This window comes from Streptomyces sp. CB02058 (assembly GCF_001905505.1).
Classification (GTDB): domain Bacteria; phylum Actinomycetota; class Actinomycetes; order Streptomycetales; family Streptomycetaceae; genus Streptomyces.
In genome coordinates this window covers 1134178-1151305 of sequence record NZ_LIPG01000002.1, presented here as the reverse complement: position 1 = coordinate 1151305, position 17128 = coordinate 1134178, and the positions used below count along the sequence as shown (strand labels likewise).

19 protein-coding genes are annotated in these 17128 nt (G+C 72.5%); 5 read left to right on the top strand and 14 right to left on the bottom strand.

What is annotated here, in order from left to right; translation table 11 throughout:
- Positions 1-42: 42 nt before the first annotated feature.
- From bdeA (AMK10_RS12425) to hisD, 10 genes are all read right to left on the bottom strand, one after another.
- Positions 43-978, bottom strand: a complete 936-nt coding sequence (bdeA, locus tag AMK10_RS12425; protein WP_073747732.1) for a bis(hydroxyethyl) terephthalate hydrolase — start codon at positions 976-978, stop codon at positions 43-45.
- Between the two features lie 292 nt (positions 979-1270).
- Positions 1271-2203, bottom strand: coding sequence for a bis(hydroxyethyl) terephthalate hydrolase (gene bdeA / locus AMK10_RS12420; RefSeq protein ID WP_073747731.1), 933 nt, complete (start codon positions 2201-2203; stop codon positions 1271-1273).
- Between the two features lie 190 nt (positions 2204-2393).
- Positions 2394-3149 carry an imidazole glycerol phosphate synthase subunit HisF gene (hisF, locus tag AMK10_RS12415; protein WP_073747730.1) on the bottom strand — a complete coding sequence of 252 codons (756 nt, stop codon included), beginning with the start codon at positions 3147-3149 and terminating at the stop codon, positions 2394-2396.
- Positions 3146-3544 (bottom strand): RidA family protein, encoded by a 399-nt coding sequence (locus AMK10_RS12410; protein WP_073747729.1) that lies wholly within the window; start codon positions 3542-3544, stop codon positions 3146-3148. The genes hisF and AMK10_RS12410 overlap by 4 nt, the downstream gene beginning before the upstream one ends.
- Entirely contained in the window at positions 3541-4266 is a 726-nt protein-coding gene (gene priA, locus AMK10_RS12405) for a bifunctional 1-(5-phosphoribosyl)-5-((5-phosphoribosylamino)methylideneamino)imidazole-4-carboxamide isomerase/phosphoribosylanthranilate isomerase PriA (protein ID WP_073747728.1), read from the bottom strand. The genes AMK10_RS12410 and priA overlap by 4 nt, the downstream gene beginning before the upstream one ends.
- Entirely contained in the window at positions 4266-4907 is a 642-nt protein-coding gene (hisH, locus tag AMK10_RS12400) for an imidazole glycerol phosphate synthase subunit HisH (protein WP_073747727.1), read from the bottom strand. Before hisH ends, priA begins: the two co-directional genes overlap by 1 nt.
- Before the next feature lie 9 nt (positions 4908-4916).
- The gene (locus AMK10_RS37680; RefSeq protein ID WP_028440214.1) at positions 4917-5084 is read right to left on the bottom strand and encodes a hypothetical protein; all 168 of its coding nucleotides are present in this window, start codon (positions 5082-5084) and stop codon (positions 4917-4919) included.
- Entirely contained in the window at positions 5081-5674 is a 594-nt protein-coding gene (gene hisB / locus AMK10_RS12395; protein WP_073747726.1) for an imidazoleglycerol-phosphate dehydratase HisB, read from the bottom strand. The genes AMK10_RS37680 and hisB overlap by 4 nt, the downstream gene beginning before the upstream one ends.
- Positions 5671-6798, bottom strand: coding sequence for a histidinol-phosphate transaminase (locus AMK10_RS12390; RefSeq protein WP_073747725.1), 1128 nt, complete (start codon positions 6796-6798; stop codon positions 5671-5673). Before AMK10_RS12390 ends, hisB begins: the two co-directional genes overlap by 4 nt.
- Positions 6795-8117 (bottom strand): histidinol dehydrogenase, encoded by a 1323-nt coding sequence (gene hisD / locus AMK10_RS12385; RefSeq protein ID WP_073747724.1) that lies wholly within the window; start codon positions 8115-8117, stop codon positions 6795-6797. Before hisD ends, AMK10_RS12390 begins: the two co-directional genes overlap by 4 nt.
- Before the next feature lie 160 nt (positions 8118-8277).
- Between hisD and AMK10_RS12380 the strand changes: the two genes are divergently transcribed.
- From AMK10_RS12380 to ybaK, 4 genes are all read left to right on the top strand, one after another.
- The gene (locus AMK10_RS12380) at positions 8278-9879 is read left to right on the top strand and encodes an oxidoreductase (RefSeq protein WP_073747723.1); all 1602 of its coding nucleotides are present in this window, start codon (positions 8278-8280) and stop codon (positions 9877-9879) included.
- A 222-nt stretch (positions 9880-10101) separates the two neighbouring features.
- Complete coding sequence (locus AMK10_RS12375) at positions 10102-11136, top strand: hypothetical protein (protein ID WP_073747722.1); 1035 nt, start codon at positions 10102-10104, stop codon at positions 11134-11136.
- Positions 11137-11147: 11 nt separating this feature from the next.
- Positions 11148-11930: an LON peptidase substrate-binding domain-containing protein gene (locus AMK10_RS12370; RefSeq protein WP_073748046.1), complete on the top strand. Its 783-nt coding sequence runs from the start codon at positions 11148-11150 to the stop codon at positions 11928-11930.
- Between the two features lie 16 nt (positions 11931-11946).
- Positions 11947-12447, top strand: coding sequence for a Cys-tRNA(Pro) deacylase (gene ybaK, locus AMK10_RS12365; RefSeq protein ID WP_073747721.1), 501 nt, complete (start codon positions 11947-11949; stop codon positions 12445-12447).
- A 152-nt stretch (positions 12448-12599) separates the two neighbouring features.
- Here the strand turns inward: ybaK and AMK10_RS12360 are convergent, their stop codons facing one another.
- The 4 genes from AMK10_RS12360 to AMK10_RS12345 form a co-directional block, all read right to left on the bottom strand.
- Entirely contained in the window at positions 12600-13379 is a 780-nt protein-coding gene (locus AMK10_RS12360) for an ABC transporter permease (protein ID WP_241839521.1), read from the bottom strand.
- A gap of 34 nt (positions 13380-13413) precedes the next feature.
- Positions 13414-14229, bottom strand: a complete 816-nt coding sequence (locus AMK10_RS12355) for an ABC transporter permease (RefSeq protein WP_382567642.1) — start codon at positions 14227-14229, stop codon at positions 13414-13416.
- A gap of 82 nt (positions 14230-14311) precedes the next feature.
- A complete protein-coding gene (locus AMK10_RS12350; protein WP_073747718.1) occupies positions 14312-15295 on the bottom strand; it encodes an ABC transporter ATP-binding protein in 984 nt (327 codons plus the stop codon).
- A gap of 106 nt (positions 15296-15401) precedes the next feature.
- Positions 15402-16661 carry an NYN domain-containing protein gene (locus AMK10_RS12345; RefSeq protein WP_073747717.1) on the bottom strand — a complete coding sequence of 420 codons (1260 nt, stop codon included), beginning with the start codon at positions 16659-16661 and terminating at the stop codon, positions 15402-15404.
- 283 nt (positions 16662-16944) lie between these two features.
- Between AMK10_RS12345 and AMK10_RS12340 the strand changes: the two genes are divergently transcribed.
- On the top strand, positions 16945-17124 hold the full coding sequence (locus AMK10_RS12340) for a hypothetical protein (RefSeq protein WP_073747716.1): 180 nt from the start codon (positions 16945-16947) through the stop codon (positions 17122-17124).
- The last annotated feature ends 4 nt before the right edge of the window (positions 17125-17128 follow it).

Sequence of the window (17128 nt, the reverse complement as noted above, 5' to 3'; positions counted from 1 at the left end):
GCCGGACCGCGGTACGCGCGGCCCGGCCCCCGACCCCCGTGGTCAGGAGGTGTGCGGGCAGTTGCCCCTGTACTCGGCGATCGTCAGGCTCGTCGACGGCAGCGGGCAGAGGAACTGCTCGTAGCGGGTGTCGTTGTCGATGAAGCGCTTCAGCCACGAGATGCTGTACTTCGCGATCGTGGTGTTCGAGCTGTTCGGGGTGAAATGCGTGGCACCCCGCAGCTCCAGATACGCCTTGTCCAGCGAGCTTGGCAGCGAGTTGTAGAACGGGCTGGAGTGCGTGGCCACGGGGGCGATCGTGTCGCCGTCCGCACCGATCACGAGGGTCGGGGTCTTGACCTCGGGCCACGTCTTGTCGGTGTTCCAGCCGGTCAGCGGGATCGCCGCCTGGAGCGAAGGACGGTCCTTCGCCGCTTCGAGCGTGCCGCCGCCGCCCATCGAGTGGCCCATCACACCGAGCCTCGACGCGTCGACCCGGCTGCGGACCGAGCTGTCCTCGGTGAGGTAGTCCAGCGCCGCGAGCAACTGGTCACCGCGGCTGGCCGGCTGGTCCAGCGTGGTGAGGGTGTCGATGGTGAACACCACGAAACCCTGCGAGGCGAGGCGCGGCCCCAGCCAGGCGATGCTGGACTCGTAGGCGGTGAAGCCGGGCGAGATGACGACCGCACCGAAGGTGCCGTCCGCCGTCGACGTCGGGTAGTAGATCGTCCCGCCGCCGAAGCCGCGGGCGCTCAGCGAGGACACCGACGTCTGGGACGTGGCGTACGAGCCGCGGCTCGCCTCGATACTGGAGTTGCTCGGGGCCGGGCCTCGCTCGTACGGGTTCTCGGCGGCCTGCGCCCCGCCGGGGATCAGGGCGGTGAGCAGGCCCGCGGTCGCCGCCGCGGCTGCGAGGGCGCCCTTGACGGCGCGGGAGCGGCTCGTGGACATCCGGTGGCGGCGCGGGGAGTTGTCGCCTGAGGGAAGGTGCTGCTGCACGGGGATTCCTCTCGGTCGGGCGCGGAACCTCACCGCGACAGCCGGCGGCCCCGTCGTCCGGGGGCCTTCGGGGTCGACCGCGTGGGTGGCGCCGTGTTCACTGATGTCACTGTCGGGGTGCCGCCCCCGGGCGGGCATCGGCGAGATCGCCGGTCTCCGCTCCGGAACCGGTGAACGGCACGGTCCGGACAGCGGGAAGGGCCGGACCGCGGGAGGGGCCGGACCGCGGGAGGGGCCGGGGCAGCAGGAAGGGCCGGACCGCGTGACGCGGTCCGGCCCCGGTGCCTGCCGGTCAGGAGGTGTGCGGGCAGTTGCCCCTGTACTCGGCGATCGTCAGGCTCGTCGAGGGCAGCGGGCAGAGGAACTGCTCGTAGCGGGTGTCGTTGTCGATGAAGCGCTTCAGCCACGAGATGCTGTACTTCGCGATCGTGGTGTTCGAGCTGTTCGGGGTGAAATGCGTGGCACCCCGCAGCTCCAGATACGCCTTGTCCAGCGAGCTCGGCAGCGAGTCGTAGAACGGCTCCGAGTGCGAGGCGACCGGAGCGACCGTGTCACCGTCCGCGCCGATCACCAGCGTGGGGGTCTTGACCTCGGGCCACGTCTTGTCGGTGTTCCAGCCGGTCAGCGGGATCGCCGCCTGGAGCGAAGGACGGTCCTTCGCGGCCTCCAGCGTGCCGCCGCCGCCCATGGAATGGCCCATCACACCGAGCCGGGACGCGTCGATGCGGCTGCGGACGGAGCTGTCCTCGGTGAGGTAGTCCAGCGCCGCGAGCAACTGGTCACCGCGGCTGGCCGGCTGGTCCGCCGTCGTGTTGGTGTCGATGGTGAACACGACGAAGCCCTGGGAGGCGAGCCGCGGTCCGAGCCAGGCGATGCTGGACTGGTAGGCGGTGAAGCCGGGCGAGATGACGACCGCACCGAAGGTGCCGTCCGCCGTCGACGTCGGGTAGTAGATCGTCCCGCCGCCGAAGCCGCTGACGCTCAGCGAGGACACCGACGTCTGGGACGTGGCGTACGAGCCGCGGCTCGCCTCGATACTGGAGTTGCTCGGGGCCGGGCCTCGCTCGTACGGGTTCTCGGCGGCCTGGGCGCCCGGCATCAGCGCGGTGACCAGACCGGCGGTCGCGGCCGCCGCGGCGACGGCGAACGTGAGGGAACGGGAGCGGCTCCTGGACATCCGGTGGCGGCGCGGGGAGTTGTCGCCTGAGGGGAGGTGCTGCTGCACGAGGGGGGATCCTCTCGGTTGAGGCGGACCACACCGCGGCAGCCGGCGACCCCGTCGTCCGGGGGCCTTCGGGGACGCGCCGCGTGAGTGGCACCGTCATTCGTTGACGGCGCCACTCTGGCGGCGCTCCCCGGGCACGGACATCGGCGAGATCGCCGGTCTCCGCCGCCGGACCACTCCCCGGCCGGACTCAGCGGACCGGGTGCCCGGCCTCGCTCAGAGCGCCCTTGACCTCGGAGATCCGCAGGTCACCGAAGTGGAAGACGGACGCGGCGAGGACCGCGTCGGCGCCCGCCTCGATGGCCGGCGGGAAGTCGGCGAGCCGGCCCGCGCCGCCCGAGGCGATGACGGGAACGGTGACGTGCGCCCGTACCGCCTTGATCATCTCGGTGTCGTAGCCGTCCTTCGTGCCGTCGGCGTCCATCGAGTTGAGCAGGATCTCGCCGGCGCCGAGCTCGGCCGCCCGGTGCGCCCACTCGACGGCGTCGATGCCGGTGCCCTTGCGGCCCCCGTGCGTGGTCACCTCGAAGGTGCCCTCGGGGGTGCGCCTGGCGTCGACGGAGAGCACGAGCACCTGGCGCCCGAAGCGTTCGGCGATCTCCCGGATGAGCTCCGGGCGTGCGATGGCCGCGGTGTTGACGCCGACCTTGTCGGCCCCGGCGCGCAGGAGCTTGTCGACGTCGTCGGGGGTGCGGACCCCGCCGCCGACCGTGAGCGGGATGAAGACCTGCTCGGCGGTGCGGCGCACCACGTCGTAGGTCGTCTCGCGGTCACCGCTGGAGGCGGTGATGTCGAGGAAGGTCAGCTCGTCGGCGCCCTCGGCGTCGTACAGCTTCGCCATCTCGACGGGATCGCCCGCGTCCCGCAGATTCTGGAAGTTGACGCCCTTGACGACGCGTCCCTTGTCGACGTCCAGGCAGGGGATGACCCGTACGGCGAGGGTCATCGCGCACCTGCCCCGTAGGCCTCGATCTCGACCTCGACGACCAGCGAGGGGTCGACGAAACCGGACACGATGATCATCGAGGCGGCGGGGCGCACGTCGTCGAAGAGCTCCTTGTGGGCACGGCCCACCTCGTCGACGTCCCGGGCGTGGGTGATGTACATCCGGGTGCGGACGACGTGCTCACGGCCGAGACCGACCTGCTTCAGGGCGTCGAAGGCGAGCTGGAAGGAGGCGAGGGCCTGCTCGTACGGACCGCCCGCGGAGATCTGGCCGTTGACCACGGAGGTGCAGCCGGAGACCAGGACGAGTCCGTTCGGCAGCTGCACCGCGCGGGAGTAACCGAACTTGTCCTCCCAGGGGCCGCCCGAGGAGACCCGGCGTACGGAGTCCGTCACGCGGCCACCGCCTTGAGGGCCTCTTCCAGGGTGAACGCCTTGGCGTACAGCGCCTTTCCGACGATGGCTCCCTCGACGCCTTCGGGGACGAGCAGGGAGATCGCGCGGAGGTCGGCGAGCGAGGAGACGCCGCCGGAGGCGACGACGGGCCTGTCGGTGGCGGCGCAGACGTCGCGCAGGAGCGCCAGGTTGGGGCCCTCCAGCGTGCCGTCCTTGGCGATGTCGGTGACGACGTAGCGGGCGCAGCCCTCGGAGTCGAGGCGGGCGAGCGTCTCGTAGAGGTCGCCGCCGTCGCGCGTCCAGCCACGGCCGCGCAGGGTCGTGCCCCGGACGTCGAGGCCGACGGCGATCTTGTCGCCGTGCTCGGCGATGACCTTGGCGACCCACTCCGGGGTCTCCAGGGCGGCGGTGCCGAGGTTGACCCGACGGCAGCCGGTGGCGAGGGCGGCGGCGAGCGAGGCGTCGTCGCGAATGCCGCCGGAGAGCTCGACCTTGATGTCCATGGCGCCGGCGACCTCGGCGATCAGCGCGCGGTTGTCGCCGGTGCCGAAGGCGGCGTCCAGGTCCACGAGGTGCAGCCACTCGGCGCCGGACTTCTGCCAGGCGAGGGCCGCCTCCAGCGGGGAGCCGTAGGAGGTCTCGGAGCCGGATTCGCCGTGGACGAGGCGGACGGCCTGGCCGTCGCGGACGTCGACGGCGGGGAGCAGTTCAAGCTTCGGCATTACAGCGTCTCGATCCAGTTGGTCAGCAGCTGGGCGCCGGCATCGCCGGACTTCTCGGGGTGGAACTGGGTGGCCCACAGCGCGCCGTTCTCCACGGCGGCCACGAACCGCTCTCCGTGCGTCGCCCAGGTGACCCTGGGGGCACGGATCTTGTCGTTGGTCACTTCGAGGGACCAGTCGTGCGCCGCGTAGGAGTGCACGAAGTAGTAGCGGGACTCCGGGTCCAGGCCCGCGAAGAGCTGGGAGCCCTCCGGCGCCTCGACGGTGTTCCAGCCCATGTGCGGGACGATGTCCGCCTTCAGCGGCCCGACGGTGCCGGGCCACTCGTCCAGCCCTTCCGTCTCGACGCCGTGCTCGATGCCGCGCTCGAACAGGATCTGCATGCCCACGCAGATGCCCATGACGGGACGGCCGCCGGAGAGCCTGCGGCCGATGATCCAGTCGCCGCGGGCCTGCTTGAGGCCGTTCATGCAGGCGGAGAAGGCACCGACGCCGGGGACGAGCAGTCCGTCGGCGTTCATCGCGGTGTCGAAGTCGCGGGTGATCTCCACGTCCCCGCCGACGTGGGCCAGTGCCCGCTCGGCCGAACGGACGTTGCCGAAGCCGTAGTCGAAGACGACGATCTTCTTCTTGTCGCTCACAGTGCCACCTCAGTCCCAGAGTCCCTGGATCCGCATGACGCCCGCCACCAGGCACATCACGGAGCCGATCCCGAGGAGCACGACGACGCCCTTGGGCATGCCCTGCTTCCAGAAGGAGTAGACGCCGCCGGCCAGGAAGAGGCCGACGACGATCAGAACGGTGTTGAGGCCGGTCACAGGGCGCCCTTCGTGGAGGGCAGGATGCCGGCCGCGCGCGGGTCGTGCTCGCTGGCGTACCGCAGGGCGCGGGCCAGCGCCTTGAACTGGCACTCGACGATGTGGTGGGCGTTGCGGCCGTACGGGACGTGGACGTGCAGGGCGATCTGCGCCTGCGCGACGAAGGACTCCAGGATGTGCCGGGTCATCGTCGTGTCGTACTCGCCGATCATCGGCGCCATCTTCTCGGGCTCGGTGTGCACGAGGTAGGGGCGGCCGGAGAGGTCGACGGTGACCTGGGCGAGCGACTCGTCCAGCGGGACGGTGCAGTTGCCGAAGCGGTAGATGCCGACCTTGTCGCCGAGCGCCTGCTTGAAGGCGGCGCCGAGCGCGAGGGCGGTGTCCTCGATGGTGTGGTGCGAGTCGATGTGCAGGTCGCCCTCGGTCTTGACCGTGAGGTCGAAGAGTCCGTGGCGGCCGAGCTGGTCGAGCATGTGGTCGTAGAAACCGACCCCGGTCGCGACATCGACCTTGCCGGTGCCGTCGAGGTCGATCTCGACGAGCACGGAGGTCTCCTTGGTGGTCCGCTCCACCCTGCCTACGCGGCTCATGCGTCGTGCTCCTTCTTCAGTTCGCGCACCGCATCGAGGAACGCGTCGTTCTCTGCCGGGGTTCCCGCGGAGACCCGCAGCCATCCCGGTACGCCGTTGTCCCGGACCAGGACGCCCCGGTCGAGGATCTGCCGCCATGCCTCGTGGCTGTCGGCGAAGCGGCCGAACTGGACGAAGTTGGCGTCCGAGTCGGTCACGGCGAATCCGAGCTCCCGCAGCCCGTCGACCAGCCTGTCGCGCTCGCTCTTGAGCTGGGCGACGTACCCGAGCAGGGTATCGGTGTGCTCCAGGGCGGCGAGCGCGGTGGCCTGCGTGACGGAGGACAGGTGGTACGGCAGCCGCACCAGCTGGACGGCGTCGACGACGGCCGGGGCGGCGGCGAGGTAGCCCAGGCGCAGGCCCGCGGCGCCGAATGCCTTGGACATCGTGCGTGACAGCACCAGGTGGGGGCGGCCCTCGATCAGCGGGAGCAGCGAGGCGTGGTGGCTGAACTCGCCGTAGGCCTCGTCGACGACGACCATCGAGGGCCGGGCGGCCTGGGCGGCGTCGTACAGCGCGAGGACGGTCTCGGCGTCCACCGCGGTGCCGGTGGGGTTGTTGGGCGAGGTGATGAAGACGACCTCGGGGCGGTGCTCGGCGATGGCCTTCTTCGCGGCCTCCACGTCGATGGTGAAGTCCTCGTGGCGCGGCCCGGAGACCCAGCCGGTCCCGGTGCCCCGCGCGATGAGGGCGTGCATCGAGTACGAGGGCTCGAAGCCGATCGCGGTGCGCCCTGGGCCGCCGAAGGTCTGCAGCAGCTGCTGGAGCACCTCGTTGGAGCCGTTGGCCGCCCAGACGTTGGCCGCGGTGACCTCGTGCCCGGCGGTGCGGGTGAGGTAGCGGGCGAGCTCGGTGCGGAGCTCCACGGCGTCGCGGTCGGGGTAGCGGTTGAGGTCGCGGGCGGCCTCGCGGACCCGCTCGGCGATGCGGTCGACGAGCGCGTCGGGCAGCGGGTACGGGTTCTCGTTGGTGTTCAGCCGGACCGGTACGTCGAGCTGGGGCGCCCCGTACGGGGACTGGCCGCGGAGCTCGTCGCGGATCGGGAGCGCGTCCCACGCGTTCGGGGGGGTGCTGCTGTTCGTCACGCTTGCGGAACCTTCCAGCCGAACCTGGCCTTGAGTGCGGCGCCGTGGGCGGGGAGGTCCTCCGCCTCGGCGAGGGTGACCACGTGGTGGGTGACCTCGGCCAGCGCGTCGCGGGTGTAGTCGACGATGTGGATGCCGCGCAGGAAGGACTGCACGGAGAGACCCGAGGAGTGGCAGGCACAACCGCCGGTGGGCAGCACGTGGTTGGAGCCGGCGCAGTAGTCGCCGAGCGAGACGGGCGACCAGGGGCCGACGAAGACCGCTCCCGCGTTGCGGACCCGGTCGGCGACGGCGGCGGCGTTCTCGGTCTGGATCTCCAGGTGCTCGGCGGCGTACGCGTCGACGACCTTGAGGCCGTCCTCGATGTCGTTGACGAGGACGATCGCGGACTGGCGGCCGGCCAGCGCGGGTTCGATCCGGTCGGTGACGTGCCGGGTCGCGGCGACCTGGGGCTTCAGCTCGGCCTCGGTGGCGGCGGCGAGCTCCTCGGAGTCGGTGACGAGGACGGCGGCGGCCATGGGGTCGTGCTCGGCCTGGCTGATCAGGTCGGCGGCGACGTGCACGGGGTCGGCGCTCGCGTCGGCGAGGATCGCGATCTCGGTGGGGCCGGCCTCGGCGTCGATGCCGATACGGCCCTTGAGGAGGCGCTTGGCGGCGGCGACGTAGATGTTGCCGGGGCCGGTGACGAGGTTCACGGGCAGGCAGTCCTCGGTGCCGTACGCGAACATCGCGATGGCCTGGGAGCCGCCGGCGGCGTACACCTCGTCGACGCCGAGGAGGGCGCAGGCGGCGAGGATCGTGGGGTGCGGCAGGCCGCCGAACTCCTTCTGCGGCGGGGAGGCGACGGCGACGCCCTCGACGCCCGCCTCCTGGGCCGGGACCACGTTCATCACGACGGAGGACGGGTAGACCGAGCGTCCGCCCGGGACGTAGAGCCCCACGCGCTCGACGGGGACCCACTTCTCGGTGACCGTGCCGCCGGGGACGACCTGGGTGGTGTGGGTGGTGCGGCGCTGCTCGCGGTGGACGAGGCGGGCGCGGCGGATCGACTCCTCCAGAGCGGCTCGCACGGCGGGGTCGAGGGCTTCGAGCGCGCCGGTGATCGCGTCGGCCGGCACCCGGATCGAGTCGATCCGTACGCCGTCGAGTTTCTCCCCCCACTCGATCACTGCCGCCGAGCCACGATGGCGTACGTCCTCGCAGATGGGCCGCACCGTCTCCAGGGCGGCTTCCACGTCGAACTCGGCACGGGGCAGCAGGTCGCGCAGGTCGCCGCCCTCGGGGAGGGCGGTGCCGCGCAGATCGATTCGAGAGATCACACCGCAATTCTCTCAGACCGGTTCAGGCGTCCGGTCGCCCGTATCACTGGCTGATACATGTCCCGGCTGTCACTGCTGACCGTTAGCGTTCACCTGGTCACAGAGCGGGAAGAACGGTTGTACGAAGCGCGGGACGGACCGCGCAGGCGGAGGTGAGGCAGTGACCGAACCGCACGACGGAGAGATCCCCGACGGGCTCAGCGCGGCGGAGCTGGGCATGTGGCAGTCCTTCCGGAACGGCACGACCTACGATCTGCGCTCCCACGACCCGGTGCGCGACGATCCCTTCGCACCGCTCGTCTGGGGGCCCGAGCGCAGCGTCGGGGCCCGGACGGTGGCGCGGCTGCTGCTGAGCGGGCCGCCCGCCAGGCCGGGGCGGGTGGCGGCGCTGAAGCTCCGGGGCGTGCGCATCACGGGCAAGCTGGATCTGGCGGGCGGCCGCGTCTCGCCGTACGTGGAGCTGACGGGCTGCCGCTTCGAGCAGGAGGTGGTGCTGCCCGAGTGTCATTTCACGACGCTCCGGATGGTGGGCTGCGCGGTGCCCCGCCTGGACGCCGCCCGGCTGCACACCGAGGGCGATCTGCATCTGCCGCGCTGCCGGATCGAGCGCGGCATCCGGCTGACCGACGCCCAGATCGGCACGGACCTGCTGATCAACCAGATCCGCATCGGGCCCGACCGGCGGGGCCGCTCCTTCGTGGGCGACGGGATGGCGGTGGCGCAGGATCTCCAGGCGGAGATGATCGAGACGCGCGGCGAGCTGAGCCTGCGCGGGGCGAAGGTCGGCGGTTCGCTGAGCCTGCGGGGCAGCCGGCTGCGCGCCACGGACGGGCGGCGCGCGCTGAACGCCCCGCAGCTCAGTGTGGAGCGCACGCTGTACATGACGGAGGCCTGGGTCAGCGTCGACACGGGGAACCAGGGCACCACTCCCCCGTTCGGTATCGCACGCGGCGGCGGCCCCGCGCGCGGGACGCGTGCGCAGGTCTTCGAGTGCCGGGGCGCGGTGCGCCTCGACGACGGCCGGTTCGGGGACGCGGTGGACCTGCACAAGGCCAGATTCCTCCTCGTCGGGCGCGAGGAGCTGTCGCTGCGCCGGATCGTCACCCCCGAGCTGCGCTTCAACGCGGAGCGCCCCCAGGAGGGCCGGGTCGTGCTGAACGGCGCGAGGGTCGTCACGCTGATCGACGTGTCGACCAGCTGGCCCGGCCCCGGCGGCCTGGCGATGGGCGGCTTCGTGTACGAGAACCTCGTCCCGTACGGGCACTTCCCGCTCTCCCGGCGCCTGGAGTGGGTGCTGGCCGCGACCCCGGAGTACGTCCCGGAGCCGTACGAGCGCCTCGCGACGGTGCTCCGCAGCTGCGGGGAGGACGCGGACGCCCGCGAGGTGCTGCTGGCCAAGCAGCGGCGCCGGCGGGAGACGCTGCCGCCGGCGGGCAGGATCTGGGGCTACCTCCAGGACTGGACGGTGGCGTACGGCTACCGGCCGGGGCGCGCCCTGGTGTGGATGGCCGTGCTGTGGGCGGCGGGGGCGGTGGCCTTCTCGCAGTACCGCCCCGAGTCGATCAAGGGGAGTGAGCATCCGCAGTGGAATCCCGCGCTGTACGCGCTGGATCTGCTGGTCCCCGTGATCAATCTCGGGCAGGACGGCTACTGGCTGCTGAAGGGCGGCTGGCAGTGGGCGGCCGCCGCGCTCGTGCTCCTGGGGTGGATATTGGCCACGACGGTGGCGGCGGGCGCTTCGCGGCTGCTGCGGCGGGGCTGAGCGGAGGGCGGACGCCCATCGGGGCGGACGCCTGACGCCCCAGGGCTCGAAAGGCCGGTCGAGGCCCGGCAGCACGGCCGGTCGGCGGTGACGCGAAGGTCGGATTCCAGCCGGTCACAAGCGCTTCCTTTGCTCTTTCTTGACCGTGTTCCGGGCAACCCTTCCACTCGCTACAGAAGCTTCACAGTGCTCCTCTGGCGCAGCCCCCACCAGGGCTTTTCAATGGTCTGCACCATGGCTTTCCTCCGCGCTCTGCTGACGTCCGCGCGCACGTTCCGGTACGGCCCCGGGCTGTCCTCCGGGCTGCCGGCGGACGACGCGGTGCTGCTCGACGCCCCGGACGAACGGCTCGCCCCGGCGCTGGTCGCGGCGGCCCTCGGAGAGTTCGAGCCCGCCGCCAAGCTCCTGGCCACCACCCGGGACGCCGCCGACTGGGAGACCCGCGACCGCAGCCTGGCCCGGCTGGTCGCCTTCGCCCGCAGCAGGGACGGCTGGCTCTCCGGCTGGCTGGCCGCCTCACCGCGCGATCCCGACGCCCTGCTCGTCAAGGCGGGACTCGCGGTGCGCCGGGCGTGGGAGTCACCGGCCCACGCCGAGCTGCTGCGCGAGGTCGGCCCGCTGATCTCGGCGGCTGCCGACGCCGATCCCCGCGACCCGGTGCCCTGGCGGCTCGCACTCGAACACGCCCGCGGCACCCACGCCTCGCACACGCTGTTCGAGTCGCTGTGGGAGCAGGCCGTGCGCCGCTCGGCCCACCACTACGGCAGCCATGTCGCCGCGCTCCGCTATCTCTCGGCGCAGTGGTACGGCTCCCACCGCGAGTGCTTCGACTTCGCCGAGCGGGCGGCCGAGGACGCGGCGAGGGACTCCCTGGTGCAGGCCCTGCCGGTGCGGGCGGCCTTCGCCCTGCTGCGGGACGAGAAGGCCGCCGCGCGGATGACCTCCGTGCAGGCGGACCGGATCGACGGCGCGGCCGATCTCGCGATCAGGCTCTCGGCCGGCTTCCCGGCCGGCGATCCCTGGCCGGCGGAGGTCCGCAATCTGCTCGCCTACGTCCTGGTCGCACGGGGCCGTTCGGCCGATGCCCTGGAGCAGTTCCGGCTGATCGGGCCGTACGCCACCTCGTTCCCGTGGGCGTACGTGACCGGGGAGCCGCTCGGCGGATTCCTCGAAGCGCGGGCGGTGGCCAGGCTCCGGGTGGCCTCTTCCACGCCGTTGCGCGGCAGGCCGGAACACAGCGGGCGCCGGGGCCATTAGGCTTGGCCGTTGTGACCACCGCTCGCCTGCCCCTCTTCCCGCTGAACGCGGTGCTGTTCCCCGGCCTCGTACTGCCGCTCAACGTCTACGAGGAGCGCTATCGCGCCATGATGCGCGAGCTGCTCGAGATCGACGAGGACGAACCGCGCCGCTTCGTGGTGGTCGCGATCCGCGACGGCCGCGAGACCGCTCCGACGGCCACCGGAATGCCGGACACGGTCACCGCGGCACCCCCCGCCGAGCGTGCCCCGGCCGACGGCTTCGGGCCGGATCCGATCCAGACCTTCCACCGGGTCGGCTGCGTCGCGGACGCGGCGAAGATCCGTGAGCGCGCCGACGGCAGTTACGAGGTCCTGGCGACGGGCACCACGCGCGTCCGGCTGCTCTCGGTCGACGCGAGCGGCCCGTTCCTGACGGCCGAGGTCGAGGAACTCTCCGAGGACCCGGGCGGTGCCGAGGGCGAGGGCGAGGCCGCGCCCCCGGACGAGGCGGGAGCCCTCGCCGAGGGCGTGCTGCGTGCCTTCCGCAGCTACCAGAAGCGGCTGGCCGGAGCGAGCGAGCGTTCCCTGACGACGGGTTCGGACCTGCCGGACGACCCCTCCGTCGTCTCGTACCTCGTGGCCGCCGCCGCTGTCCTCGACGTCCCGTCGAAGCAGCGGCTGCTCCAGGCCCCCGACACCGCGACCCGGCTGCGCGAGGAGCTCGCGCTCCTGCGCAAGGAGACCGCGGTGATCCGGCACCTGCCGTCGCTGCCCGCGACCGACCTGACCCGCGCCCCCACGCACCCCAACTGACCCGAGGACCTGCCAGGTGGCGAAGAAGTCCAGGAAGCAGCAGCCCGGCGGCACCCCGGCCACGGTCGCCCTGACCACGGCCGGCACCGCGTTCACGGTCCACTCCTACGACCACGACCCGGCCTCGGCGTCCTACGGCGAGGAGGCCGCCCAGGCCCTGGGCGTCTCCCCCGACCGGGTCTTCAAGACCCTGGTGGCCGAGGTCGACGGCGAACTGGTCGTCGCCGTGGTCCCGGTGGCGGGATCACTCGACCTGAAGGCGCTGGCATCGGCGGTGGGCGGCAAGCGCGCCACGATGGCGGACCCGGCAGCGGCGGAACGCACCACGGGCTATGTGCGGGGCGGAATCTCCCCGCTGGGCCAGCGCAAGCGGCTGCGTACGGTCCTGGACGCGTCGGCCGGCGCGCACGCCACCATCTGCGTATCGGCGGGCCGCCGGGGCCTGGAGGTCGAACTGTCCCCCGAGGACCTGACGGCCCTGACGACGGCGACGGTGGCCCCGATCGGCCGGACCTGACCCCGACCGCACCGGACCGGGCGTACCTGACGACCACACCTGACCGGGCGCACCGATCCAGCCCGTCCGGCGCTTGAGGACCGGGTCCGGGGCGGAGCCCCGGTCACGGGAAGGGGCGGGCAGGGGAACAGGCCCGCCGCAGGCGTCCCGCCCTACGACCGCTCCGGCCACTCCCCCGCACGCTTGCCGTCCTCGCCCACCGGCCCCGGCCCGAACGCCGACTCCGGCTCCGCCCCGGCAGAAGCGGAGGACCCGGCCGCGGACGACCCGGCCCCGTGGGACGCTCCAGAGCCGTGGGACGCGCCGTACGGCTCCCCGTACGCCGCCCACTCCGGCTCGGGATCCCGCGGCCCGAACAACGCCGTCAGCCCCAGGTGCACGATCATCGCCGCGACCGGCCAGGAGAGCATCCCCGCGCCCACCGCGTGCAGTTCCAGCGGCGCGTCGAACGTGACCCCCTTGCCGACCTCCTTGGCATGGGCCACCACATCGGACGTGGGCCCGAACCAGGTGCCGATCCCCCACGCCAGCAGGGAGCCCAGCAGCCCGCCCACGGCGAGCGCCACCACCAGGGGGATGCCCCCGCGGCGGCGGAAGAGGAAGACGGCGACCGCCGAGACCAGGCCGAAGGCCAGCGCGAGCAGCACGAACGTGCCGTCCGCCCCGATCACCTCCTCGCCCTCACTGTTCTTGAGGAAGACCGCGGTGTCGTCGGAGACGAGCGGCACCCTCGGCGCGAGCAGCAGCCAGAGAAGCCCGAGGCCGACCCCCGCCACCGTCAGCAGCCCGGTGATCACAGCGGCCTGACGGATCTCCGCGCGCCGCTCGGCCCGGCCCGGCTGTTCGCCGGGCAGAGCATGCGACCCGGAGGGCGGAACCTGCCACGGATCGTTCGGCTGGGGCTGGTGCGGCGGCGTCAACGGTGCGGTCACGGTGCCATCGTGCCAGGCGTGCCCTCGTACCGCCTCACCGGACCGCCGCACGGCGGTACGCCCAGGTGGCGACGGCCAGCGAGAGCACACCGACCGCCGCGCACACCGCGAGGTCGAGGGCGACGACCGCCCAGTCGGGGTGGGCGTCGAAGGACCGGGACAGCGCCTCGACGCCGTACGTCGAGGGGAGCAGATCGCGCGCCCAGCCGACGGGGCCGGGCAGTCGCTCGGCCGGGAGCACGCCCAGCAGCAGAGCGGCCGACATGCCCAGCTGCCCGAGGAGCGTCGCCAGCTCCTGACGCGGCGCCAGCAGACCGAGCGCGGCGCCCAGCCCGGAGAGCGCGGCCCCGGAGAGCGGGATGACCGCGACGAGCACCCAGAGATGCGTCATCGGCAGGCCGAAGAGCGCGCTGCCCGCCACCGCGGTGACGATGGTGCCGGGCACGGTGAAGGAGGCGTACGCCCCCGCCGCCCCCAGCACCACGGCGGCCGGCGGCACCGGAAGCGTGGCGTAGTGGTCGAGCCCGCCGCCCGCCCTGAGCTGGCCGAAGTACTGGGCGAGCAGGTTGAGCGCGACGAATGCCACGACCAGCACGCTGGACCCGGCGACGACGGCCCGCGCCTCCTCACCTCCGTCGACGACCCCGCGCATCAGGACCATGATCCCGACGGACTGGAAGGTCGCGACGAACAGCAGCGGAATCCGCGCGACCCGCGCCCGCGACAACTGCGCCCGGTACACGGCGGCGAGCGACGGCAGCAGCCTGGCCCGGGGCGCGAGGGGGGCGGGGGCGGTGCGGTCGGGACGGCCGGTGCGCACCGCGGGGGTCCGCGGCTTCGCCCCGGTCACCTTCGCGGACTCCGTGGGAACGACGCTCGTCACCTGGCACAGCTCCCGTCCGACACGTACATGTTCACGTCCACCGTCATGATCACGCCTTCACCAGTCCCTCGGTGGCCCTGGCCGCGTCCCCGCCGAGCGCCAGATAGACGTCCTCCAGGCTGGGCGTCGCCAGCGTGAAGTCGTCCAGCGAGGAGAACGCCGCCCCGCCGGTCACCGCCGCGACCGCGGCCCGCGCCTCGTCCGGGCAGAGCCGCAGCACCCACCGGCGCCCCGACTCCTGTGCGGAGGCGCGCAGCGCGGCGACCTCGGGGACGTCCAGCGGAGCGCGCTCGCGCCACACCAGCTCGACCCGGACCTCTCCGGCGACGCGCTCCTTGAGGCCGGAGGGGGTGTCGCAGGCGATGACCTTGCCGCGTTCCATCACGGCGACCCGGTCCAGGACGGTCTCCGCCTCGATGACGTTGTGGGTCACCAGCAGCACCGTCGCCCCGTGCTCGGCGCGCCGCCGGTCGACGGCGGACCAGACGGAGCGACGGGCGACGGGGTCCATCCCGGTCGTCGGCTCGTCCAGCACCAGCAGGGGGCGCTCGCCGACCAGTGCGGCGGCGAAGCAGGCGAGCCGCCGCTGCCCGCCGGAGAGCTTCTTCAGCGGGCGTCCCGCGAGCTCGGTGAGCCCCAGCTCCTCCAGAACCTCGTCGCGCGCGGCCCGCGCCTCCCGTACCGGCAGGCCCCTGAGCCGCCCGGTGGTCTCGGCGGCGAGCGACACGGTCAGTTCGTCGAGGGCTGTGGACTCCTGGCCGAGGTAGCCGATGAGCCGCGACGCCCGCTCGGGGTGGCGCACGAGATCGTGCCCCAGCACCTCGACGCTTCCGGAGTCGGGGCGCATGAGTCCGGTGAGCTGGCGCACGAGGGTGGACTTGCCCGCGCCGTTGGGCCCGAGCAGCCCGAAGATCTCGCCGCGCCGGACGTCGAGGCCGACCCCGTCGGTGGCGCGCACCTCGGGGGTGGCGGCCCGGCCGCGTCGGCCGCGGACGGCGGGGTAGGTCTTGACCAGATCACGCACCGCGCACACGGTCCCGGTCCCGGTCTGTGCCTGTGCTGTGCCCGTACTCACGAGGTATGAGGGTACGGGGTCGGATGCCCCGTATTGCGTCCGGGGCCGGGCAGTGGCGCCCGGCTCACTCCCCCACGGGGGCGTGCTCGGCGGCGGCCCGTACGTCGATCTCGCGCCAGAAGCCCGCCCGGATGGCATAGCGGTCGTGCTCGTCGATCTGGTCGTCCTTGTGTGCGAGCAGCCCGAAGCGCGCCGCGTACCTCAGCAGTTCTCCGTCGATGCGGTGCGGGATGCGGGGGTACATCGTGGACAGTTTCTGCAGGTGGACGGTCTCCGGGAGCCGTTCCATCCAGCGCCGGGCGAAGACCTGGCCGACCTCGAAGGGGTCACCGCCGACGGTGGTGATGTCCTCCTCCCGGTCCGCCCAGCGCTGCTCGGCGCTGGTGAGCTGGGCCAGGGTCGGCAGGGACGCGGTCTCGGCGGGTTCGCCGAGCGGTCCGCCGCGCTCCACCCAGCCCTTGTCGGACGACCAGCGCAGGGTGGCGTTGGGGGCGGGCTGCTGGGCGGGGGGCTGAGCAGCCCGGTCCCCGGGCGCGCGCAGGCTCGCCAGGTCCTTGGGCGTGGGGACGCCCTTGTGTCCCGGCGCGGGCTGGGGGTGCGGCACGGTGTCGCCGGCCGGTGCCGCGGTGCCGTTGCGGGCCGCGGCGGCCTGGGCCTCCGATGCCCGCTCGGCGGAGGCGGCGAGGGCCGCCTCCGGCAGGGGCGCGGAGAGGATCGCGGCGATCTCGGGGCGCGGGGCGGGCGCCGGCGCGCACACGCCCCCGGTCTCCTTGGCGCGTACGGCCTTGGTGATCCAGGCCCGGTCGAGCACCCGCCGCTCGTCGGCCTCGGCGACCAGGTCCTCGGACTGGTTGTAGTCCCCGTCGGCGGCCTGGACCGCCCAGAGGTGGACGGCGACTCCGTGTTCCTTGGCGGACATGAGGCCGGGGAGCAGATCGCCGTCACCGGTCACGAGCACCACGTCGGAGCAGGCGCGGTTCCTGGCCAGCTCGGTCAGCTCCGCGTGCATGGCCGCGTCGACGCCCTTCTGCGCCCACCGTCCGTCACTGCGGGTGAGCGCGCCCAGGCGAACCGTGACCCGCGGCATGACCCGAAGCCTGCGGTGCTCGGGCTGCGGCACGCGGTCGGGGGCGCCGTCGAACCAGTAGATGCGCAGCAGGGGCTGTTCCGTATCGGCCTCGGCGCGCTCGCGCAGGCCCTGGATCAGGGCCGCGTGGTCGACGGTGATGCGGGAACGGGCGGGCTCTCCGGCCAGCAGACTCGCGGCTGCGCCCAGCAGGTAGCCGGCGTCCACCAGGACGACGCAACGGTCCACGCGTTCCACCCTCTTCCAGGAAATCGGGAGCGGAGTCAGCGGGCCCGGACATGGGGGGTGGGCACGCTCACCCGGGGTGCCCGGGGTTCGCTCACTCAGGGTTTCCTTCGAGTCTGCCCGACGGCAGGGTCGTTAAGGTCCGGAACTCGATCATCGGCGTGGCGGATCCGGAAAACGGCGCATCATACCTCCCCTACTACACTGGGTAATGATCCAACATGCGGCCTTTGTGGTGTTATGTGAGTCTGACAGCGGTTCTGGACCCCCCGGATCTCCCACAGGAGGTAGCACCATGGCGAAGAACAAGAATCGCAAGCAGGGCAGTCAGCACGACCGCGCGTCCGCCGCGGAGCGAGGCGCCGAGGAGGCCAAGTCCACGGCCTACGAGTCGCAGACCCAGGCACAGTCCCAGGCGCAGGGCAGCCCGTCCGATGTCGCCCGCAAGCACCAGAAGCGCTTCGGCCACAACTGACGGC